Origin of the sequence: Nocardioides sp. TF02-7, from assembly GCF_022437945.1 — a bacterium.
In the GTDB taxonomy this organism is placed as follows: Bacteria; Actinomycetota; Actinomycetes; order Propionibacteriales; family Nocardioidaceae; genus Nocardioides.
Map to the genome: position 1 here is coordinate 91930 of NZ_CP092535.1, position 21124 is coordinate 113053.

Annotated in this window: 21 protein-coding genes and 3 pseudogenes; 10 read left to right on the forward strand and 14 right to left on the reverse strand. The window is 73.7% G+C overall.

Annotated features, from left to right (window positions below):
- Positions 1-329: 329 nt before the first annotated feature.
- The 5 genes from MF408_RS00475 to MF408_RS00495 all read left to right on the forward strand — a co-directional run bounded on the left by MF408_RS00475 (position 330) and on the right by MF408_RS00495 (position 4557).
- Complete coding sequence (locus tag MF408_RS00475) at positions 330-1484, forward strand: hypothetical protein (RefSeq protein WP_240249835.1); 1155 nt, start codon at positions 330-332, stop codon at positions 1482-1484.
- Entirely contained in the window at positions 1463-2395 is a 933-nt protein-coding gene (locus MF408_RS00480; protein ID WP_240249836.1) for a calcium-binding protein, read from the forward strand. Before MF408_RS00475 ends, MF408_RS00480 begins: the two co-directional genes overlap by 22 nt.
- A 156-nt stretch (positions 2396-2551) precedes the next feature.
- A complete protein-coding gene (locus MF408_RS00485; protein ID WP_240249837.1) occupies positions 2552-2920 on the forward strand; it encodes an NAD(P)H-dependent oxidoreductase in 369 nt (122 codons plus the stop codon).
- A 28-nt stretch (positions 2921-2948) separates the two neighbouring features.
- Positions 2949-3770, forward strand: a complete 822-nt coding sequence (locus tag MF408_RS00490) for a septum formation family protein (protein ID WP_240249838.1) — start codon at positions 2949-2951, stop codon at positions 3768-3770.
- Complete coding sequence (locus tag MF408_RS00495; protein ID WP_240249839.1) at positions 3763-4557, forward strand: septum formation family protein; 795 nt, start codon at positions 3763-3765, stop codon at positions 4555-4557. Before MF408_RS00490 ends, MF408_RS00495 begins: the two co-directional genes overlap by 8 nt.
- Before the next feature lie 354 nt (positions 4558-4911).
- Here MF408_RS00495 and era read toward each other — a convergent pair whose 3' ends face one another.
- The 10 genes and pseudogenes from era to MF408_RS00545 form a co-directional block, all read right to left on the reverse strand.
- Entirely contained in the window at positions 4912-5958 is a 1047-nt protein-coding gene (gene era / locus MF408_RS00500) for a GTPase Era (protein WP_240249840.1), read from the reverse strand.
- Complete coding sequence (locus tag MF408_RS00505; RefSeq protein ID WP_240249841.1) at positions 5958-6740, reverse strand: siderophore-interacting protein; 783 nt, start codon at positions 6738-6740, stop codon at positions 5958-5960. The genes era and MF408_RS00505 overlap by 1 nt, the downstream gene beginning before the upstream one ends.
- 63 nt (positions 6741-6803) lie before the next feature.
- Positions 6804-7067, reverse strand: coding sequence for a class I SAM-dependent methyltransferase (locus MF408_RS00510; protein WP_240251565.1), 264 nt, complete (start codon positions 7065-7067; stop codon positions 6804-6806).
- 97 nt (positions 7068-7164) lie between these two features.
- Positions 7165-8091: pseudogene (locus MF408_RS00515) on the reverse strand (cyclopropane-fatty-acyl-phospholipid synthase family protein); the annotation flags it as partial.
- Positions 8088-9458, reverse strand: a complete 1371-nt coding sequence (locus MF408_RS00520) for an FAD-binding oxidoreductase (protein WP_240249842.1) — start codon at positions 9456-9458, stop codon at positions 8088-8090. The pseudogene MF408_RS00515 and the gene MF408_RS00520, both read right to left, overlap by 4 nt.
- Positions 9459-9467: 9 nt before the next feature.
- Positions 9468-9821 (reverse strand): cytidine deaminase, encoded by a 354-nt coding sequence (locus MF408_RS00525; RefSeq protein ID WP_240249843.1) that lies wholly within the window; start codon positions 9819-9821, stop codon positions 9468-9470.
- Positions 9822-9864: 43 nt separating this feature from the next.
- Positions 9865-11010, reverse strand: a complete 1146-nt coding sequence (locus MF408_RS00530; protein WP_345893818.1) for a hemolysin family protein — start codon at positions 11008-11010, stop codon at positions 9865-9867.
- Positions 11011-11180: 170 nt separating this feature from the next.
- Positions 11181-11645 (reverse strand): rRNA maturation RNase YbeY, encoded by a 465-nt coding sequence (gene ybeY / locus MF408_RS00535; protein WP_240251566.1) that lies wholly within the window; start codon positions 11643-11645, stop codon positions 11181-11183.
- Between the two features lie 19 nt (positions 11646-11664).
- Positions 11665-12687: a PhoH family protein gene (locus MF408_RS00540; RefSeq protein WP_240249844.1), complete on the reverse strand. Its 1023-nt coding sequence runs from the start codon at positions 12685-12687 to the stop codon at positions 11665-11667.
- A gap of 435 nt (positions 12688-13122) precedes the next feature.
- Complete coding sequence (locus tag MF408_RS00545; RefSeq protein WP_240249845.1) at positions 13123-13482, reverse strand: HIT domain-containing protein; 360 nt, start codon at positions 13480-13482, stop codon at positions 13123-13125.
- A gap of 118 nt (positions 13483-13600) precedes the next feature.
- On the opposite strand from MF408_RS00545, the gene MF408_RS00550 reads away from it, so the two are divergent.
- From MF408_RS00550 to MF408_RS00565, 4 genes and pseudogenes are all read left to right on the forward strand, one after another.
- Positions 13601-14164 carry a SigE family RNA polymerase sigma factor gene (locus MF408_RS00550; protein ID WP_240249846.1) on the forward strand — a complete coding sequence of 188 codons (564 nt, stop codon included), beginning with the start codon at positions 13601-13603 and terminating at the stop codon, positions 14162-14164.
- Between the two features lies 1 nt (position 14165).
- Positions 14166-15215, forward strand: coding sequence for a GerMN domain-containing protein (locus MF408_RS00555; RefSeq protein WP_240249847.1), 1050 nt, complete (start codon positions 14166-14168; stop codon positions 15213-15215).
- Positions 15216-15328: 113 nt separating this feature from the next.
- Complete coding sequence (locus MF408_RS00560) at positions 15329-16201, forward strand: Gmad2 immunoglobulin-like domain-containing protein (RefSeq protein WP_240249848.1); 873 nt, start codon at positions 15329-15331, stop codon at positions 16199-16201.
- 249 nt (positions 16202-16450) lie between these two features.
- Positions 16451-17254 (forward strand): annotated as a pseudogene (locus tag MF408_RS00565) (crosslink repair DNA glycosylase YcaQ family protein); the annotation flags it as partial.
- A gap of 32 nt (positions 17255-17286) precedes the next feature.
- Here the strand turns inward: MF408_RS00565 and MF408_RS00570 are convergent.
- From MF408_RS00570 to MF408_RS00585, 4 genes and pseudogenes are all read right to left on the reverse strand, one after another.
- On the reverse strand, positions 17287-18030 hold the full coding sequence (locus MF408_RS00570; RefSeq protein ID WP_240251567.1) for a 16S rRNA (uracil(1498)-N(3))-methyltransferase: 744 nt from the start codon (positions 18028-18030) through the stop codon (positions 17287-17289).
- 26 nt (positions 18031-18056) lie between these two features.
- Positions 18057-19230, reverse strand: a pseudogene (dnaJ, locus tag MF408_RS00575) (molecular chaperone DnaJ).
- 5 nt (positions 19231-19235) lie between these two features.
- On the reverse strand, positions 19236-20252 hold the full coding sequence (hrcA, locus tag MF408_RS00580; protein ID WP_240249849.1) for a heat-inducible transcriptional repressor HrcA: 1017 nt from the start codon (positions 20250-20252) through the stop codon (positions 19236-19238).
- A gap of 390 nt (positions 20253-20642) precedes the next feature.
- On the reverse strand, positions 20643-20882 hold the full coding sequence (locus tag MF408_RS00585) for a hypothetical protein (protein ID WP_240249850.1): 240 nt from the start codon (positions 20880-20882) through the stop codon (positions 20643-20645).
- Between the two features lie 73 nt (positions 20883-20955).
- Here MF408_RS00585 and MF408_RS00590 point away from each other — a divergent pair, with 73 nt between their 5' ends.
- Positions 20956-21117: a hypothetical protein gene (locus tag MF408_RS00590; RefSeq protein WP_240249851.1), complete on the forward strand. Its 162-nt coding sequence runs from the start codon at positions 20956-20958 to the stop codon at positions 21115-21117.
- The last annotated feature ends 7 nt before the right edge of the window (positions 21118-21124 follow it).

The following is a 21124-nucleotide window of genomic DNA, read 5'->3' on the forward strand; positions in this document are numbered from 1 at the left end:
CAAGGAGGAGCGCGCGCATCATGACGGGGACAGGCTAGCATCCTCCGGCCTGGAAGATCGGGGGAACCACGTGCGCGGACGATCCATCGGTCGGCGGGTCGCCGCCGTGGTGCTGGTGGCGACGGCGATCGGGGCGGCGCCCGCCGTACCTCCGACCGCCGCGCAAGCGCCGTCGGCCGCCCCACCTCCACCGGAACACACCGACGTCGTCCTCGAGCGTCCGTTCTCCGCACCCACGGTGTTCCGCGGCCGCCTCTACTTCGCCGCCAGGGCCGAGGGCAAGGGATGGGAGCTGTGGCGGTCCGACGGCACCCGCCGGGGGCACCAGGTTGCTCAAGGACGTCTTCCCCGGGCGGGCGAGCTCCTCGCCCACGTTGCTGTTCCCGGCCAGGAAGCACCTCTACTTCTTCACCAACCGCTTGCGCCGGCAGGAGCTCTGGAAGACCGACGGCACGCGCAGGGGCACCGTCAGGGTGGCCCGCCTCGGCTGGCTCAACACCGGTGCGCTCACCGCGGCCACCGTCGGCAACCGGCTCTTCTTCATCTCGCCGACTCGGAAGGGATGGAGCCTGTGGCGCTCCGACGGAACCCGCGGCGGCACGGTGCCCCTCCGGACGCATCTCAAGCCGGCCTGGGAACAGGTCGCCGAGTCACCCCAGATGGTCCGCATGGGAGGAAGGCTGTTCTTCCACGCGGGCGACCGCGAGCGGGGCAAGGAGCTGTGGACCTCGGACGGCACCCGGCGGGGCACGAAGACGCTCAAGGACATCCGTCCCGGCCCTGGCCACAGCATCCCCGACGACCTAGCCGTGGTCGGGCGGACGCTGTACTTCACCGCCGCCACCGACCGCGGCCGCGAGCTCTGGCGGTCGGACGGCACCCGCGCGGGGACGGTGCTCGTCAAGGACATCTCCGCCGACCCCGGCCGCGCCCCGGGGTCCCTCACCGCCGCCGGGCGGAGGCTCTACTTCGTGGCCGCGGACGACCTCCACGGCGTGGAGCTGTGGACGTCCGACGGCACCGAGGCAGGCACGAGGATGGTCTCCAACCTCGCTCCGGATGCCCAGTACGACGCCCGGTCGAGCGCCCCGTTCGACCTCGTGCCCGCCGGCGACCGGCTGTTCTTCACCGCCACCGCGGACGGAGGCCCGCACGAGCTCTGGGTCACCGACGGCACCGAGGCCGGCACCCGGCAGGTCACCGACCGCCCGGTCGAGGGATGCGACGAGCGCGGTCTCTGCGGCGAACCGCGCCCCCTGCTCGGAGCTCCTGACGGCACCCTGCGCTTCGTCGTCCAGGCCCGTTGGGGCGAGGTCGAGGGCCCCGAGCTGTGGTACTCCGACGGGACTCCCGAGGGCACGCGCCTGCTGGACGAGTTCAGCCCCGTGCCGCGGTGGGACCCGGTCATCGACGACCCCCCTGGTCGCGCGCGGCACGATCTTCCTGACCGCGCAGGGGGTCGGTGCGCGGCCAGTGGCTGCTGAAGCTGGTCGACGGCCCGCCGCGGCGGCCCACCTGCCACGGCCTGCCGGCGACGATCACCGGCTCGGGGAGGATCACCGGCACTTCCCGCGCCGACGTGATCGTGGGCAGCAGCGGCGCGGACACGATCGACGGCCGCGGCGGCGACGACGTGATCTGCGCGGGCGAGGGCGACGACACGGTTCTGCAAGGCGACCGGCCCGACGGCTGGGACAGCATCGACGGCCAGGGAGGCGTCGACACGGTCAGCTATGCACGGCGCACGACTCCGGTGCGGATCGACCTGCGGGCGACCGGGCAGCCGCGGAGCGGCGCCACCTCCTCCACACCGAACAGCCCGGACGAGATCGACGCGTTGGTCGCGGTCGAGAACGGGGTCGGCGGCTCCGCCGCCGACATCCTGGAGGGCGACGGTGCGGCCAACCGCCTCGAGGGCGGCCCCGGCAGCGACACCATCACCGGCGAGGACGGTGACGACGTCGAGATCGGCGGTCCGGGCGCCGACACCTTCGAGCAGGGCGTGTTCGCCGGTGGGGGAGCCGACCTCCTCCTCGGCCGAGGAGGTCGCGACACCGTGACCTACTCCCTCTACGGCCCTGCCGTGACGGTCGTGCTGGACGGGCTCGCCAACGACGGCGCGCAGGGCGAGGGCGACAACGTGTCCGTGGAGGTCGTCGTCGGCAGCATCGAGGACGACACCCTCGTCGGCGACGGCTCGGCGAACTGGTTCTACGGCGGGGACGGGGCCGACACCCTCGTCGGCGGGGGTGGCCCCGACCACCTCTTCGGTGAGGCCCACCGCGACGTGCTGGACCTGCGCGACGGCGTCGGTGGCAACGACCTCGGTGACGGTGGCGACGCCACCGACACCGCGACCTGGGACCCGGGCGACCGGCTCGTCGCCGTGCCGTGAGCGGGCCGACGGCGAGCGTCTAGCCTGAACCCGTGGCCCGGCTGCTGATCGTCCACCACTCCCCCCACCCGCTCGACCCAGGCGCTGCTCGAGGCGGCGGTCGCGGGGGCGCGCGACGACGCGATCGAGGGGGTCGAGGTCGTCGTACGCCCCGCGTTGGAGGCGACCGCCGACGACGTGCTGGCCGCCGACGGCTACCTGCTCGGGTCGCCAGTCAACTTCGGCTACATGAGCGGGGCGCTCAAGCACTTCTTCGACAGCACGTTCCTCCAGGTCGGCGGTGCGCTCGACGCGGGCGGCGGGGCCGGGGAGTCGGAGGGCGCGACCTCGGGCCGGCCCTACGGGCTGTGGCTGCACGGTCGCTACGACCTCACCGGCGGCGTGCGCGCCGTCCAGTCCATCGTCGGCGCGCTCGGGTGGAAGCTGTCCTACGACGTGCTGGAGGTGCTGGGCGACGTGGACGACCCGGAGCTTGGGTCGGCGTACGAGCTGGGCGCTACGATCGCCGCACTGCTCAGCAGCTGACCAGCGACACCACCCGGGGAGGACGGCGATGACGCACGCCCGTGCCGTCGTCGCGCGCACGGCCGGCGCTCTCGCCGTCCTGGTCGCGTTGGTCGCGCTGGGTGCGTGCTCGTCGGAGCCGCAGGGCGCCAACGCCGACCCGTCCCTCGTCGACTCGACCGAGGTGCCCGAGCTCGGCACCTGCCGGGTGCTGACCCCCGACGACGTGGCCCAACCCGCCAACGCCACCCGCACCGTGCCGTGCACCGAGCGGCACACGGCGGAGACGTTCGCGGTCGGCGAGCTGCCCGACGAGCTCGACGACGCGGCGTACGACGACCAGGCGGTCGGCCGCTACGCCTACGAGACCTGCTCCACCAGGTTCGCGGAGTTCGTCGGAGCCGACGAGAGCCTGGTGCTGCGCACGATGGTGAGCTGGGCGTGGTTCCGGCCCTCGGAGAAGGCGTGGGACGAGGGCGCGCGGTGGTACCGGTGCGACATCGTCGGCGGCAACGGCGCCAGCGAGACCTACCGGCCGCTGCCGCAGACCGCGAAGGGCCTGCTCGCCGGACGCCCCGCCGACAAGTGGATGGTCTGCGCCGCCGGGCGGACCGTCACGGAGGGCGACAAGGTGCCGTGCTCCCAGCCGCACGACTGGAGAGCGGCCACCACCATCAAGCTCGGGGAGCCGGACGACGCCTACCCCGGCGACCAGGTCGTCGCGAGCCGCACCAAGTCGTTCTGCTCCACCTCGATCGAGGCGTGGCTCAACTACCCCGCGCGGTTCGAGTTCGCCTACACCCACTTCCACCGCGCGGAGTGGGAGGCCGGCAACCGCCGCTCGGTCTGCTGGGCGAGGACCAGTGACTGACCTCGCTCCCGCCCGCCGCGGGCGTCGCGCGGCGCGGGCCGTGGTCGGCGTACTGCTGGCCGTGGCGCTCGCCGGCTGCTCGGGGTCGGAGGAGGAGCAGCCGCCCGACCCCGTGCCGACACCGCCGCCGACCGCCGCCGAGCCGCCCGCGCCGCCCCCGGACGGCGCCTGCTACCGGCTCACCTTCGACGAGGCACTGGCCCCCGCCGTCGCCGGGGAGCCCGTCCGCTGCAACCGGCCGCACACCTCCGAGACCTACGAGGTCGGCCGGCTCGACCTCCTCGTTGACGGCCACCTGGTCGCCGTCGACTCCGCGAGGGCGCAGGCGCAGGTGGCCGAGACGTGCCCCGCGGCGCTCGCCGACTTCGTCGGCGGGTCGCTCGCCGACCTGCGGCTGAGCATGGTGCGGCCGGTGTGGTTCACAGCGAGCGTGGAGGAGTCCGACCGGGGCGCGGACTGGTTCCGCTGCGACGTGGTGGTCGTCGCCGGTGACGGCGAGCTCGCCCGGCTCACCGAGAGCCTCGAGGGGGCACTCTCACGGTCCGCCGACCGCGACCGGCTCGCCATGTGCGGCACCGCCGCCCCCGACGACCGCGGCTTCGAGCGGGTCGTCTGCTCCGCCCGCCACTCCTGGCGCGCGATCGAGGTCGTCCCGTTCCCCGACGGCGACTACCCGGGTGCCGCGGCCGCCCGTGAGCTCGGCCGCACCCAGTGCGAGGAGGCCGGCCTCGACGTCGCCGACGACCCCCCTCGACTACGAGTGGGGCTACGAGTGGCCCACCCGTGACCAGTGGCGGATGGGCCAGACCTTCGGCCGCTGCTGGGCCCCCGCCTGACCTGTCGAATCGGGTGTCGTGGTCGGTCGAATCGGGTGTCGTGGCGGGCCGAATCGGGTGTCGTGGCGGGCCGAGTCGGGTGTCGTGGCGGGCCGAGTCGGGTGTCGTGGCGGGCCGAGTCGGGTGTCGTGGTTGGTCGAATCGGGTGTCGTGGCGGGCCGAGTCGGGTGTTGTGGCGACTCGGTCGTCGTCGCCTGACCACGAGGCCCGATTCGACCAACCACGAGGCCCGATTCAACCCACCACGAGGCCGGATTCGACCGACCACGAGGGCCGACTCGACCGACCACGAGGGCCGATTCGACCTAGAAGCCGAGTCGCCGGAGCTGGCGGGGGTCGCGCTGCCAGTCCTTGGCGACCTTGACGTGGAGGTCGAGGTAGACGGGGGTGCCGAGGAGGGACTCGATCTGGCGGCGGGCGTTGGTGCCGACCTCGCGGAGGCGGGAGCCGCGGTGACCGATCACGATGCCCTTCTGGGAGTCGCGCTCGACGAAGAGGTTGGCGTGCACGTCGAGCAGCGGCTTGTCGGCGGGGCGGCCCTCGCGCAGGCGCATCTCCTCCACGACGACGGCGATCGAGTGCGGCAGCTCGTCGCGGACGCCGTCGAGGGCCGCCTCGCGGACCAGGTCGGCGACGAGCACCTCCTCCGGCGCGTCGGTGAGGTCACCGTCGGGGTAGAGCGGCGGCCCCTCGGGCATCAGCCCGACCAGCAGCTCGGCGAGCAGGTCGACCTGGCCGGCACTGCCGCCGGCGGCGGCCGAGACCGGCACGATCTCGCGCCACTCGGTGCCGGTCTCGCGGCCCAGCTCGGCGATGTCGAGCAGGTGCTCGGCGACCCGGTCCGGAGCGGCGAGGTCGGTCTTGGTGGCGACCGCGATCTTCGTCGTACGCCGCACCTTGGCGAGCTCGTTGACGAGGAACCGGTCGCCCGGCCCGATCTTCTCGTCGCTCGGGAAGCAGACCGCGACGACGTCGACCTCCGCCCACGTCGTCCGCACCAGGTCGTTGAGCCGCTCCCCCAGCAGCGTCCGCGGCTTGTGCAGCCCGGGGGTGTCGACGAGCACCAGCTGGCCGTCAGGCCGGTGCACGATCCCGCGGACGACGGTGCGGGTGGTCTGCGGCTTGTCAGAGGTGATGACGATCTTCTGGCCGACCAGCGCGTTGGTGAGCGTCGACTTGCCGGCGTTGGGCCGGCCGACGAAGCACGCGAAGCCACTGCGGTGCCCCTCGGCCGCGGCGAACGGCGCCGGTGCTGCCGGCTCCGGGGGCGGCCCGAAGTCCTCGTCGAAGTCCTCGTCGACGTCGTCGGGGTCGAAGTCGTCGGAGTCGAAGTCGTCGTCGTGCCCGCTCATCACCGTTGCGCCTCGTCGTAGTCGGCCCAGATCTCCTCGTCGCTCTTGCCGGCCGCCTTGCCCGCCCGCCAGATCGGGCCCGGGTCGACCGAGCGCGGCTGCCGCGCGGCGACGGAACGCCAGTAGCCCATCACGTCGTACGCCGTCGACGGCAGCCTGCGCACACGCATCAGGTGCTTGCGGATCGCGCGCATCTGCGCCGACTCCCCCGCCATCCAGAAGTAGCCCTCCCCCTCGGGCCAGTCCAGGTTCTCGACCACCGCGGCGAGCCGGCTGCCGCCGTCGTCGGCGAGGCCGAGCCAGGTGACGTCGGGCCCGTCGGGCAGGTAGCCGGCGAGCTGCTCGGGGAGGTCGGGCACCTCCGCCCACACCCGGGTCGGCACCGTGCCGGCGTGGGTCTCGGCGATCCGGGCCATCGCCGGGAGCGCGGTCAGGTCGCCGACCAGCAGCAGCCACGCCGCGGTGTCGGGCATCGCGAACGAGCCCTTCGGCTCCGTGATCGTCACCCGGTCGCCGACGCAGTCGCCGCTCGCCCACTCGGTGACGAGCCCGACGTCGTGGACGACGACGTCGAGCACGAGCTCGCCGCCGGACCACGACCGCACGGTGTAGTAGCGGCTCTGGAACTGGCCGGGGACCACCAGCCCGACCCACTCGTCGGGCACTCCGGTCGTCTCGAACCCGGCGAGGCCGTCGCCGCCGAGCGTCAGCCGCACGAGGTGCGGCGACAGCTGCTCGCGGCGCAGCACGTCGGCGACGTGCTGCTCGGCCCGGGTGCTCACCCGGTCAGGCTATCGGCCCCGACGGTGCGGTCGGCGTCCGGTCGACGTCCGGTCGACGGGCGGTCAGAACGGGTGCCGCAGCGGGTAGCCGCTGTCGCCGTCGACCGTCTTGGTGGCGAGCACGTGGTGGAGCTGGATCTCGTTGCGCTCGAAGCCCAGCCGCGACCCGGCCATGTAGAGACCCCACACCCGCGCCGTGCTCTCGCCGACCTCGGCGACGCACTCGTCCCAGTTGTCGACGAGGTTGCGGCACCAGCCGGCGAGCGTGCGGGCGTAGTGGGTGCGGAAGTTCTCCTCGTGCTGCACCTCGAGCCCGACGTCCTGCACGTGCGCGATGATCGTGCCGGAGCCGGTGAGCTCCCCGTCGGGGGAACACGTAGCGGTCGATGAACGCCCCCGCCCGGGCCCGCCCGCGGTTGTCGGCGCGGGTGATGCAGTGGTTGAGCAACCGGCCCTGCGGCTTGAGCTTGTCCCGGATGAAGGAGAAGTACGCCGGGTAGTTGCGCACGCCGATGTGCTCGGTGAGGCCGATCGAGCTGACCGCGTCGAAGTCGGTCTCCTCGACCAGCCGGTAGTCGAGGTGACGCACCTCGGCGAGGTCGTCGAGGCCCTGCCGCTTGATCTCCTGCTGGGCCCACTCCGCCTGCTGCCGCGAGAGGGTCACGCCGAGCGCCTTGACGCCGTACTCCTTGGCGGCGTGGCGCACCATCCCGCCCCAGCCGCAGCCGAGGTCGAGCAGCCGCTGGCCGGACCGGAGCTCGAGCTTGCGGGCGACCAGGTCGTACTTCTCGGCCTGCGCCTCCTCGAGCGTGGCGTCCTCGCGCGGGAAGACCGCGCAGGTGTAGGTCATCGACGGCCCGAGGACGAGCTCGTAGAACCGGTTGGAGACGTCGTAGTGGTGGTGGATCGCCTCGGCGTCGCGGGTCAGGCTGTGCCGGAAGCCCTCGAACACCCGGCGCACCCGTGACGGCGCCTCCTGCGGCGGGGGCGGCGGCGGCTTGAGGTGGGAGATCCCCAGCGACCGCAGCAGCGTCACCAGCTCGCCCGGGCTCGGCCGCCGCAGCTTGATGCCGTCCTTGAGCGCCACCAGCGCCTCGAACGGGTCGCCCGGGTGCACGCCGTCGAGGTGCAGGTCGCCGGCGACGTAGGCGCGGCCGAGGGCGAGGTCGGGGTCGGGCGTGCTCATCAGGTAGCTGAGGCCGCGCTCGGTCGCCAGGTGGAACCGGTAGGGCGCGTCCTCCGGGCCCGCGCTGCTGCCGTCGTAGGCCGTGATCCGCAACGGCAGCGGCTCGCGCAGCAGGCTCTCGAAGGCCTCCGCGATGGAGAGCCTGTGACTGGTCGGCGTGCTCATCTGCTCCTCACTGCCTTGTCGTAGAGGGTGGTCAACCGGTCGTCGGGGTCGTAGCGCCGCTTCACCTCCGTGAGGTGGGCGACGTTGTAGAGATCGTCGAACGTGTCCCGGTCGTAGAACGCCTCGGAGTAGAGCGACTTGTGGCCGCCCAGCTCGTGGACCTTGGCCTCGATCGCCCGGTTGCGGGGGGCGTCGACGGCGTCGGGGCCGACGTGGACGGTGCCCCAGAAGCCGACGTTGACGTAGGTCGTGCCGGGCTCGAGCGGGTACGTCGCCCACGAGCGCTTGGCGACCAGCGGGCACAGCCACACCGGCCGCATGCCGACCTCGGCGTCGAACCAGTCGAGGAACTCCGGCAGCCGGTCGACCGGCACCTCGATGTCCTGCACCACCCGCTCGCGCAGGGGACGGCCGGCCCGGCGGTCGAGCCGGTCGGCGATCGCGAACCGGCGGTCGAGGTGGAGCAGCCGCATGTAGACGTCGGAGCGCCGCAGCCGGCGCGGCCACAGGCGGCGCAGCAGCGGGTGCTGCGCGCCGAACGCGCCCGAGCACCAGAACCAGTCGGTGTCCCACCGCCACAGGTAGTCGTACATGGTCAGCAGGTCGGTGTCGCGCTCGCGGATCGAGCGGTAGTAGACCTGCTGCCCGGCGTAGTCGGACGGCTCGAGCGACATCCCGTCGGTCCACCGGGCGAGGGTGAGGTAGTACTCGCCGGGCGCGAACGCGACGCCGTCGAGGCCGTGCACCGGCTGCCCGTCGTGCTCGCGGGTGGCGGTGATCTCCTCGATCGTCTTGGTGAGCAGGCCGGCGTCGTCGAAGCGCAGGTGGCGCAGCGCGACGTACGCCGGCACGGGCTCGAGCGCGATCCGGAGCCGGGTGGCGTAGCCGAGGCTGCCGTAGGAGTTGGGGAACGCGTCGAACAGGTCGTCGCCCGGTCGGGTGGTGACCACCTCGCCGGCGCCGGTGAACACGTCCATCTCGAGCACGGACTCGTGCGGGAGGCCGTTGCGGAAGCTGGTCGACTCGATGCCGAGGCCGGTCACCGCGCCGCCGAGCGTGATCGTGCGCAGCTGCGGCACGACGTGCGGGACCAGACCGTGCGGGAGGGTCGCGTCGACGAGGTCCTCGTAGGTGCACATCCCCTGGACGTCGGCGGTCGGCGGCCCGTCCGCGGGGTGCGGGTCGACCTCGATCACCCCGGTCAGCCCGCTGACGTCGAGCCCCGGCGCCGCACTCGCGGTGCGGGCGCGGAACAGGTTGGTCGTCTGCTTCGCGAGGCGGACCGGCTCCCCTCGCGGGATAGCGGCGTACGACGAGGCGAGCCTGTCGACGGCCCGCTCGTGCTCCTCCCAGGCACGGTCAGCCATACCGAGAACCTACCGCTGTCCGACCTCGTCCGTCGATGCGATGGTCCCCCGCGGGTCGCCGACGTGGGCCACGACGCCGTCGGCGCCGGCGAAGTCGCGGAGCACCGCGCGGTCGGCGTCGGCGAGGGCGCCGCCCTCCCCCAGCACCACCACGGCGTCCACGCCGGCGGAGCCGGCGGCCACGGCCATCGCCACGCAGGTCTGCACGGCGGAGAGCCGCAGCGAGGGCAGGTCGACGGTCGCGCCGGCGTAGGTGCGGCCGTCGGTGTCGCGCACCGCGGCGCCCTCGGCGGCGCCGACGCGGGCCCGGGTGGCGCGGGCCAGCGTGACGAGCTTCTTGTCCTCGGCGGAGAGGTCGGCCATGACGCGATCATCCCAGGGCGGCGCCCGGCCGCGGGTCGGAGGGTCAGCCGGCGGTCGCGGTCTCCTCGGCCCGGGCAGGGGCCTCGGCGCGGCGGATCCGGACGGTGCCGACCTTGTTGCGGCGGCCGGCGGCCTGCTCGGCCTCGAAGCGCAAGCCGTGGGCCTCGACCGACGAGCCCGGGATGGGGACCTTGCCGAGGTGCTTGGCCATCAGGCCGCCGACCGAGTCGACGTCCTCGTCCTCGATGTCGACGCCGAACAGCTCGTCGAGGTCGTCGATCGGGTAGCGGGAGGAGACCCGCACCGCTCCCTCGTCGAGGTGCTCTACGACGACCTCCTCCTCGTCGTACTCGTCGGTGATCTCGCCGACGATCTCCTCGAGCAGGTCCTCGATCGTGATCAGCCCGGTCGTGCCGCCGTACTCGTCGACGACCATCGCGATGTGCTGGCGGCGTGCCTGCATCTCGCGGAGCAGCTCGTCGACCGGCTTGGAGTCGGGCACCCACACCAGCGGCCGCATGATCTCCTCGACCCGCTGCGTGAACTCGACGTCGGGCGCCTCGAAGTCGCGGCGGACGACGTCCTTGAGGTAGGCGAAGCCGCGGACGTCGTCAAGGTTCTCGCCGATGACCGGCAGCCGCGAGAACCCCGAGCGAAGGAACAGCGACATCGTCTGCCGGAGGTTCTTGTAGGTCTCGATGTAGACGACGTCGTTGCGCGGCACCATCACCTCGCGCACGGTGGTGTCGCCGAGCTCGAAGACCGAGTGGATCATCTTCCGCTCGCCGGACTCGATCACCGCGGACGCCTCCGCCATGTCGACCAGCTCGCGCAGCTCGGTCTCGGTGTTGAACGGGCCCTCGCGGAATCCGCGGCCGGGGGTGATCGCGTTGCCGACCAGGATCAGCAGCCGCGGGAACGGGCCGAGGATCCGGGTCAGCGCCCACACCGGCCACGCCGACCACAGCGCCACGGTCTCGGCGTGCTGTCGGCCCAGCGTGCGCGGCGCGACGCCGATCACCACGAACGAGACGACCAGCATGGAGCCGACCGCGAGGGCGACCCGGGCGAGGGTCGCCCGGTCGACGTGCTCGGAGACCAGCACGGTGACGAGCACGATCGCGGCCACCTCGCAGAGCAGCCGGAGGAACACGACGGTGTTGAGGTACGGCGGCGGGTCGTCGAGCACGACGACCAGCCGCTTCGCCCCCGGGTCGCGCCTGCGACGCGAGCTCCGCGGCCCGGGCCCGGGAGAACGTGCCGAGGGCGGCGTCGGCGGCCGCGAACAGGCCGGCGAGCACGACGAGCAGCGCCGCGAGGGCGAGCAACCAGAGGTCGCCGGTGATCATCGGCCGCCGATCAGCCGGCGACCGGGGCGCCGGCGCGCCACTCGGCCAGCAGGTCGTCCTGCAGCCCGAACATCACCTTGTGCTCCTCCGGCTCCGCGTGGTCGTAGCCGAGCAGGTGCAGGATTCCGTGGACGGTGAGCAGCTCGATCTCGGCCACCGTGCCGTGTCCCGCCGTGGCGCCCTGCCGCTCGGCCACCGCCGGGCACAGGACGAGGTCGCCGAGGACGCCCTCCTCGGGCTCCTCCCCCACCATCCCCGGGCGCAGCTCGTCCATGGGGAAGGCCAGCACGTCGGTGGGGCCGTCCTTCTCCATCCACTGCTGGTTGAGCTGGGCGATGGTGTCCTCGTCGACCGCCTTGATGCAGAGCTCGGCCTCCGGGTGCACCCGCATCCGGTCCATCACGAACCGGCTCAGCCGGGCCAGGTGCTTCACGTCCAGGCCGGCGCCGGACTCGTCCAGCACCTCGATCGTCATCGGCGGTTCGGCCTCCGCGTCAGCCATCGCGGCGCTGGGGACGCGCGACCTGGGCACGACCGACCGGCTCGGAGCGCGCGTCGTAGTCGTCGTAGGCGGCGACGATCCGGCCGACCAGCTTGTGGCGGACGACGTCGCTGCTGGACAGGCGGACGAACGTCAGGTCCTCGACGCCGTCGAGGATGTCCTCGACGACGCGCAGGCCCGAGCTGGTGCCGGAGGGCAGGTCGACCTGGGTGACGTCGCCGGTGACGACGATCTTGGAGCCGAACCCGAGCCGGGTGAGGAACATCTTCATCTGCTCGGGCGTGGTGTTCTGGGCCTCGTCGAGCACGATGAACGAGTCGTTGAGCGAGCGGCCGCGGAGGTAGGCGAGCGGAGCGACCTCGATCGTGCCCGCGGCCAGCAGCTTGGGGATCGACTCGGGGTCGATCATGTCGTGCAGGGCGTCGTAGAGCGGCCGCAGGTAGGGGTCGATCTTCTCGCTGAGCGTGCCCGGCAGGAAGCCGAGCTTCTCGCCGGCCTCGACCGCCGGCCGCGACAGGATGATCCGGTTGACCTGCTTGGACTGGAGCGCCTGCACGGCCTTCGCCATGGCGAGGTAGGTCTTGCCGGTTCCGGCGGGCCCGATGCCGAACGTGATCGTGTGCTTGTCGATCGCGTCGACGTAGCGCTTCTGGTTCAGCGTCTTCGGGCGGATCGAGCGGCCGCGGTTGCTGAGGATGTTGAGCGACAGCACGTCGGCGGGCCGCTCGGTCGTCTCGGCGCGGAGCATGGCGGCCACCCGCTCGACCACCTCGGGCGAGACGCCCTGGCCGGTGCGCAGGATCGCCACCAGCTCGTCGAGCAGCCGCTCGGCGAGCGCGACCTCACCGGGGTCGCCCTGGAGCGTGATCCGGTTGCCGCGGACGTGGATCTGCGCGGCGAACCCGCGCTCGATGATGCCGAGGTGCTCGTCCCCGGGGCCGAGCAGGCTGACCATGTCGATGCTGTTGGGCACCACGACGGTGTGACGGGTCTGGTGCTGGGTGGTGTCGGTCATCCGAGCCCGGGTGGGCGACCTTTCGTTGTGGCGACGGTGCGCTTCTCATCGTACGCCGGATCAACGTCGTCGCCGAGCCGGTTAATCCCTGGAGGTGCTTCCCGGGCGCGTAGGGTGGCGCCCATGGCGGCCGGGGACGAGCACGACGAGCACCTCGTCGAGGACGACCCGGGCGCCGAGCCGATCTGGTTCCCGGGCCAGCACCTCCCCGACCACGCGCGGCGGATGGGCCTGACCCACCACGTCCCCCGACGGCGCCCTGCTCGACTTCGCGGGCACGCTCGACTCCGGCAACCGGGTGCACCGGATCACCGCGTGGGCGCTCCTCGTGGTGTTCGGGCTGCCGGTGCTGTTCGCGGTGCTCCGGGTGCTCACGGCCTTCTGACCCGGACCCTCCGCCCTTTCCAGCCTTCCAGCCGGCCGCCGGCCGGGGACTCAGCCGGGCGGCCAGGTCATCGGACGCCCCGCGATCACGTGCAGGTGGGTGTGGAACACGGTCTGGCCCACGCCGGCACCGGTGTTGAAGACCAGCCGGTAGTCGTCGTGGCCCTCGGCGCGGGCGACCTCCGCCGCGGCGGCGAACAGCGCGGCGAACCCCTCGGCGTCGGCGGCGGCCGAGGCGGCGGCGTTCTCGTGGTGGGCACGCGGGACCACGAGGACGTGGAGCGGCGCCTGCGGGTTGATGTCGCGGAACGCGACGGTCGCGGCGCCCTCGTGCACGACGTCGGCGGGGATCTCACCGGCGACGATCTTGCAGAACAGGCAGTCGGGGTCGGTCGGGGTGGCTGACGTCACGCCCCCACCCTCCCAAACCGGGGCGCGCCGACGTCAACCCGCCGGCCGGCTCGGACGTGCCACTAGCGTGACGATCCATGCAGCCGCTCCTCCGCTCCCGCCGGCCTGGGGACCCGGCGTGAGCGATGCGCAGCGCGGGACGCGGGACGAGGCCCGGCAGGAGACCGCGTCGGCCGACGCCGCCGTGGAGCAGCTCTACCTCGCCCACTGGGACCAGCTGGTGCGGCTTTCGGTGCTGCTGGTGCGCGACCAGGGAACGGCCGAGGAGATCGTCCAGGACGCCCTGGTGGCGGTGCACCAGCGGTGGGACCGGCTCACCGACCACGGCAAGGCGCTGGCCTACCTGCGCCAGGCCGTCGTCAACCGGTCCCGCTCCGCGCTGCGGCACCGGGGCGTCGTCAACCGCTACCTCGCCCGCCAGGCCGCACCGGGCCACCTGCCGGGCGCGGACGAGCCGGTCCTCGGCGAGAGCCGCCGGCGGATGGTGCTCGACGCGCTGCAACGGCTGCCCCGGCGCCAGCGCGAGGTGCTGGCGCTGCGCTACTACCTCGAGCTCTCCGAGGCGGAGATCGCGGAGACGCTCGGGATCAGCCGCGGCGCCGTGAAGAGCCATGCGTCGCGCGGTGCGGCGACCCTGCGGCCGATGCTCGAGGAGCTCGGCCCCGACCTGAGGTCCGACTGACATGAACCACCACTCGCACCAGCCCGACCGGCCCGGGGACGACCCGCTCCGGGACGACCGGCTCCAGGCGCTGCTGCACGACGCGGTGTCCGGCGTCGCGCCGCGCGACGGCCTGGCCGAGGTACGACGCCGCACCCGTCGGCGTACGTCCTCCCGGCGGTGGGCACCCGCCGTCCTCGGCGCCGGCGCCGTGGCCGCGACCGTGGTCGCCGCGACGTTCGTCGTCCGCGGCTTCGGCGACGCCGCACCGGAGGACGAGCCGTCCGTCGCGGCGAGCCCCGGCGGCGAGGACCGGTTCGTCGCCGGCCTCTACTTCCTCGCCGGCTCCGCCACCGGCGACCGGCTGCACCGGGAGTTCCAGGCGCTCCCCGAGGGTGGCGACCCGGCGGAGCAGGTGCTGATCGCCCTCGAGCGGCTCACCGCCGGCCACGGCCCTGACGACCCCGACTACCGGACCCTGTGGCCCGCGGGCTCGTTCGCCGACGTGGCGGTCGAGGACGACCGGGTCGTGGTCGCCCTCGGCACCACGGCCGCCCTGGAGGGCGGCGACGGGCCGGGTGCGCTCGGCGTGCAGCAGGCCGTCTACACCGCGGAGGCGGTGCTGGGCGAGGCGCTGCCGGTGGCGTTCGAGTGGCAGGACCAGCCCGCCGCCCGGGTGCTCGGTACGCCGGTCGGGACGCTGGTCGAGCGCGACCGCGGCTACAACGTGACGGCGCCGGTCAACATCAGCGACCCGGGCGAGGGCGCCGAGGTCGACGACGTGCTCGTCACCCGCGGCACGATGGCCGAGTACGTGTCGGAGGTCCGCTGGACGGTCACCGCCGCGACCGGCGAGCGCGCTCCGGTCGCCGACGGCGTGCTCGTGCCCGGTGCGGACGGCGAGGCCGCCGGCGGCGCCGGCACCCTCGGAGTATCGGCCTGGGAGACCGAGGTCGACGTCGCCGGGCTGGAGCCGGGCGACTACGTCCTCACCGTGGCGACGACCACGACCGGCCAGACGTCCGACACACCGGCCGACTACAGCGACACGCGGACCTTCACCGTCCGCTGACCACCCGAACCCGAACCCGAGCCCCGATCCCCGACCCGGGAGGACCGAACCATGAAGCGCCCCGCCATCGCCCTCGTCGTCACTGCCGCGCTGTCGGCCGCGCTCCTGGCCGGGTGCGGCGACGACGAGCCCGCCGGCGCCGACGACCCCGCCACCACCGCCGCCCCCGAGGACTCCAGCGAGCCGCCGACGCCGGACGAGCCGGCGACGACCTCGTCGGCCCCGGCCGAACCGAGCTCCGACGCGCCGGCGGCGACGGTGGACGTGCCGGTGTACTTCGTCGGGGGAGACCCCCGCAGGGGCCCCGGCTGTTTGCGGAGGTCCGCGCCGTCGAGGCGGACGACCCGCTCGAGGAGGCGACCGCGCTGCTGACGGCCGGCGACGCCGAGGACCCGGACTACACGACGCTGTTCCCCGGCGACCCGGACGGCATGATCGCCTCCGTCGAGGTCGTGGACGAGACGTTCGTCGTCGAGGTCGACGACGACGGGTGGAGCACGCCCCCGTCGGGGATGAACCGCCGCGAGGCCCGGCTCGCCGTGCAGCAGCTGGTCCACACGCTCCAGGCGGCCGAGGGCCGGCCCTACCCGCTGGTCGTGCAGTCCGGCGGCTCCGCGGTCCCGCTGTTCGGCGTCGCCACCGACGGCGGGGTGACCGCGGCTAAGGAGCTGAACGTCCGTGGTCTGGTCAACGTGCTGTCCCCGGTCGAGGGCACGGAGGTGAGCGGCACCTTCACCGCCGAGGGGGAGGCGAGCTCGTTCGAGGCCACCGTGCCGTGGCAGGTGCGTGACGAGCGGGGGCGTGTCGTGGCCGAGGGGTTCTCGACGGCCGAGGGCTGGGTCGACGGGCTCTACCCGTGGACCGCCGAGGTCGACGTCAGCCGGCTCGCCCCGGGCGAGTACACCTTCGTCGCGATGACCGACGACCCCTCCGGCGGCGAGGGGTTCGGCCCGACGGAGGACACCAAGACCGTCGTCGTCGGCTGATCCCGGCGGTCGGCGGCCCGCCCTAGCCTTCGTCCATGCGCTTCACCCGCCGGCGGCTCAACCGCACGCTGCTCCTGCGCCAGCACCTGCTCGAGCGGACCGACGCGCGGCCCCTCGACGTGGTGCGGCACCTGGTCGGCCTGCAGGCGCAGGACCCGCTGCCGCCGTACCTCGCCGTCGCCGCACGGGTCCGCGAGCTCGACCCGCACGAGCTGAGCGCGGCGCTGGAGGACGGCCGGGCGGTGCGGGGTGCTCAGCCTGCGCGACACGATCCACCTGCACGTCGCCGAGGACGCGGTGACGCTGCCGGTGTGGGCGACCCCGGTGCGGGAGCGGGAGGTCAGGGTGAGCCAGTCGATCGGCGACGCCCGCGAGATCGACCGGGAGGCGTTCCGCGCCGCCGTCGCCGAGGTGCTGGCCGACGGGCCGCTGCCGGTGCGGCGGCTGGGCGAGGCGCTCGCCGAGCGGTTCCCCGAGCACCGGCCGGCGCAGCTCGGGCAGCTGGCGCGCGTCGTCGCGTTCCTCGCCCAGCTGCCGCCCCGCGGCTGCTGGGGCAGCTCGGCAGGGGTCGTCTACGAGCCGGTCGACCGCTGGACCGGGTTGGCGCTCTCCGAGCCGGACCTGCCTGCGCTGGTCCGCCGCTACCTCCGCGCCTTCGGCCCCGCCACCGCTGCCGACGTGACCGCCTGGTCGGGCGTGACCGGCCTGACGCCGGTGCTGAAGGGCATGACCGACCTGGTGCGGCACGAGGACGAGGACGGCAAGCCGCTGCTCGACGTGGCCGACGCGCCGGTGGCCGACGAGGACGCTCCGGCCCCGGTGCGCCTGCTCGGCACCTACGACAACCTCTGGCTGTCGCACAAGGCCAAGGACCGGGTCACCACCCCGGCGGCGCGCAAGCTGTGGATGGGGGCCAACGGCGGCCTCGGGCACACGGTCTTCGCCGACGGCGAGCTGGTGGGCCTCTGGGACGTCGCCGACGGCCGGGTCCAGGTGCGCACCCTGCTGCGCGACCTCACCAGGTCCGAGCGGGCGGAGCTCGAGGAGGAGACCGGCCGGGTGGAGGCGCTGCTCGCGGCCTGGAGTCAGCCGCCCCACCGCGGCGTCCGCGAGAGCAGCGCGGCCGCCGCCGCCACGCCGGCGGTCGAGGTGCGCAGCACCTCCGTGCCGAGCCGGACCACGACGCCCCCGGCGTCGCGGAAGTCCGCCACCTCGTCGTCGGTGAGCCCGCCCTCCGGGCCGACCACGACGACGACCTCCCCGGCCGCCGGCACCTCGACGCCGCCGATCGGGATCGACGCCTCCTCGTGCAGCACGACCGCCAGGTCCGCGCGCCGGACCACCTCTGTGACGGCGGCGGTCGTGGCCAGCGGCTCGACCACCGGGTGCCACGCCCGCCGCGACTGCTTCGCCGCCTCACGGGCGGTGCTCCGCCAGCGTGCGTGCGCCTTCGCGGCGCGCTCGCCCTTCCACACCGCGACGCTGCGGGCGGCGGCCCACGGCACGATCCGGGCGGCGCCGACCTCGGTCAGCACCTCGACCGCGAGCTCGCCGCGGTCGCCCTTCGGCAGCGCCTGCACGACGGTCAGCGACGGCGCCGGCTCGGCGACCTCGTCGACGCCGGCGACCGCGACCGCGAACGAACGCTTCGAGGTCTCGACGACCTCCCCGGTCGCCACGCGGCCCCCGCCGTCGGCGAGCGCGACCCGCTCACCGACGCGGAGCCGTCGTACGACGACCGCGTGGTGAGCCTCGTCGCCGTCGACGGACACCGTCGCGCCCGGCGCCACACCGGAGAGCGACGGCACCACGTGCTGCGGCAGTGTCATCTGCAGGTCACCGGTCAGGTCACCGGTCAGTGGGTGTTGAACGCGTCGCGGAGCCGGCCGAACACCGAGCGGTGGGCCGGCTTCACCTGGCCGGTCGGCTGCTCCTCCCCCCGTAGGGCGGCGAGCTCGCGGAGCAGCTCCTCCTGCCGGGGGTCGAGACGGGTCGGCGTCTCCACGTTGATCGTGACGACGAGGTCGCCACGACCGCCCCGCAGGCCGGGCACGCCGAGGCCGCGCAGCACCGCCTCGGCGCCGGACTGGGTGCCCGGCGGGACCTCGAGCTCGAACGACGTCTCGGGGCCCTGCTCGTCGCCGCCGGCGGCGGCCAGGTCGGCCTCGAGCGTCGGCAGGACGAGCGTCGTGCCGAGCGCGGCCGCCGTCATCGGGACGACGACCGTGCAGTGCAGGTCGTCGCCCTGGCGGGTGAACGTCTCGTGCGGCGCGACGTGGATCTCGACGTAGAGGTCACCCGGAGGGCCGCCACCGGGGCCGACCTCGCCCTGCTCGCTGAGCTGCACGCGGGTGCCGTTGTCGACGCCGGCCGGGATCTTGACCGTCAGCGTCCGCCGCGAGCGGACCCGCCCGTCGCCGGCGCACTCGCGGCACGGCTCGGGGATCACGGTGCCGAACCCGCGGCAGGTCGGGCACGGCCGCAGCGTGCGGATCTCGCCGAGGAACGACCGCTGGACGTGGGCGACCTCGCCCCTGGCCGCGGCAGGTCTCGCAGGGCACGGCGCTGGTGCCGGGGGCGGCGCCGTCGCCGCCGCAGGTGGAGCAGCGCACCGCCGTGTCCACCTTGAGCTCGCGGGAGACCCCGAACGCGGCCTCGGCCAGCTCGACCTCGAGCCGGATCAGCGCGTCCTGGCCCCGCCGGACCCGCGGCCGCGGCCCCCGGGTGGCGCCGCCGGCCGTGCCGCCGAAGAAGGCGTCCATGATGTCGGTGAAGGAGAACCCGGCCCCCTGCCCGCCGAAGCCGCCGCCGAACGGGTCGCCGCCGCGGTCGTACGCCGACCGCTTCTGCGGGTCCGACAGCACCTCGTAGGCCGCCGAGACCTGCTTGAACCGCTCCTGCGCCTCCGGGTCGGGGTTGACGTCGGGGTGCAGCTGGCGGGCGAGCTTGCGGTAGGCCTTCTTGATGGTGTCCGCGTCGGCGTCGCGCGGCACACCGAGGGAGCTCGTAAAGGTCCTGGGGCACTGAATTCCTTTCAGCCCTCGTCGAGGATGCGGGAGACGTAGCGCGCGACGGCGCGCACGGCTGCCATGGTGCTGGGGTAGTCCATGCGGGTCGGGCCGACGATCCCCAGCGACGCGAGAGCGTCGTCGGGGCCGTAGCCGGTCGCCACGACGCTGGTGGAGGCGAGCTCCTCGTAGGGGCCCTCGGCGCCGATCCGCACCGTGACCGCGCCGCCGCTCGTGGCCTCGCCGAGCAGCTTGAGCAGCACGACCTGCTCCTCGAGCGCCTCGAGCAGCGGCCGGACGGCGGAGTCGAAGGAGTCGCCGAAGCGGGCCAGGTTGGCGGTGCCGCCCACGGCGACCCGCTCGTCGGAGCGGTGGTCGCTCATCGCCTCGACCAGGACCTCCACCACGGCCTTCGTGGCCGGCGGCGCCGGCTCGTCGCCGGACACCAGAGCGTCGAGGGCGACGACCGCGCGGGAGATCTGCTCGCCGGTCGCCGCGAGGTTGACCCGCGACCGCAGGGTGGCGAGGTCGTCGTCGGCGAGCTCGGCGTCGAGCTCGACCAGCCGCTGCTCGACCCGGCCGGTGCTGAGGATCAGCACCACCAGCAGCCGGGTCGGCGTGAGCGCCACGATCTCGACGTGGCGCACCGTCGACTTCGACAGGGTGGGGTACTGCACGACCGCGACCTGGCGGGTCAGCTGCGAGAGCACCCGCACCGAGCGGTGCACCACGTCGTCGAGGTCGACCGCTCCCTGCAGGAAGGTCGCGATCGCGCGGCGCTCGGCCGGACTCATCGGCTTGACGGTCGAGAGCCGGTCGACGAACAGCCGGTAGCCCTTGTCGGTCGGCACCCGGCCGGCGCTGGTGTGCGGCTGGGTGAGGTAGCCCTCCTCCTCGAGCGCCGCCATGTCGTTGCGGATCGTCGCCGGGGAGACGTTGAGCCCGTGGCGCTCGACGAGCGCCTTCGACCTGACCGGCTCCTCGGTCGCCACGTAGTCCTCGACGATCGCGCGCAGCACGGCGAGCCTGCGGTCCTCCTGCATCCCGCCTCCTCCGGCTGGTCTGGCACTCCGATCGACTGAGTGCCAATCCTACCGCCGTCCGCCCACCGGACGAGGCGGTGCCGTGGCGCGTCACGTCGCCGTAGGTTAGCCTGGCCTAAGTCGGAAGGAGCACCGTGACCGTCGAGCAGAGCACCGACCGCGTCGACCCCCTGCAGCTCGCAGGTGCCGCACGCAGCATCCTCGCCTGTCCTGCCGACCTCGACCTGGTGGTCGACGGCGTCGAGGACGTGACCGCCGACCTCACCGACGGCGACACGCTCGCCATGCGCGAGGTCGACGGGCGGCCGGTGTTCTCCTGCGCCGCCGGGAGCGCCCTCGCCGCGGCCGCCGCCGAGGGCCGCAGCGCCCTGGTCACCGTGAGCAGCGGGCTCACCGGCGGGCCCCGCCGACGAGGGGCTGCTCACGCTCGCCGGCCGGCTCGAGAGCCTCGGCCCGGCGCAGTGCCGCTGCTGCGACCGCCGGCGGGTCGAGGTGTCGGTCCGGCTCGACTACGTCCAGCTGCGGCCGGGCCCCGGCGCGGCCGGACCCGGCCACCGGGTGCCGCTGCGCGCCTACTCCTCCCCTGCCCACCAGCTCAACCGCGGGTTCCTCCAGCGGTCGGCCGAGCACGCCAACTCCTGCCACCAGGAGGGAGCTGCGGCGCGCGGTCGCCACCACCAGCGACACCCGCCTCGGCGACCTGGTGGGCGTCCAGCTCACCGACCTGCGTCCCGACCGGGTCGAGGTGCGCTGGGTCGACCGCACCGGCGCGCACGCCCGGCTGCTGCGGTTCCCGCGTCCCGCGACCACGGCCGCCGAGCTCGGCGAGCTGCTGCGGCAGGAGCTCCACGCCGGCCTGTGCTGAAGCCCGT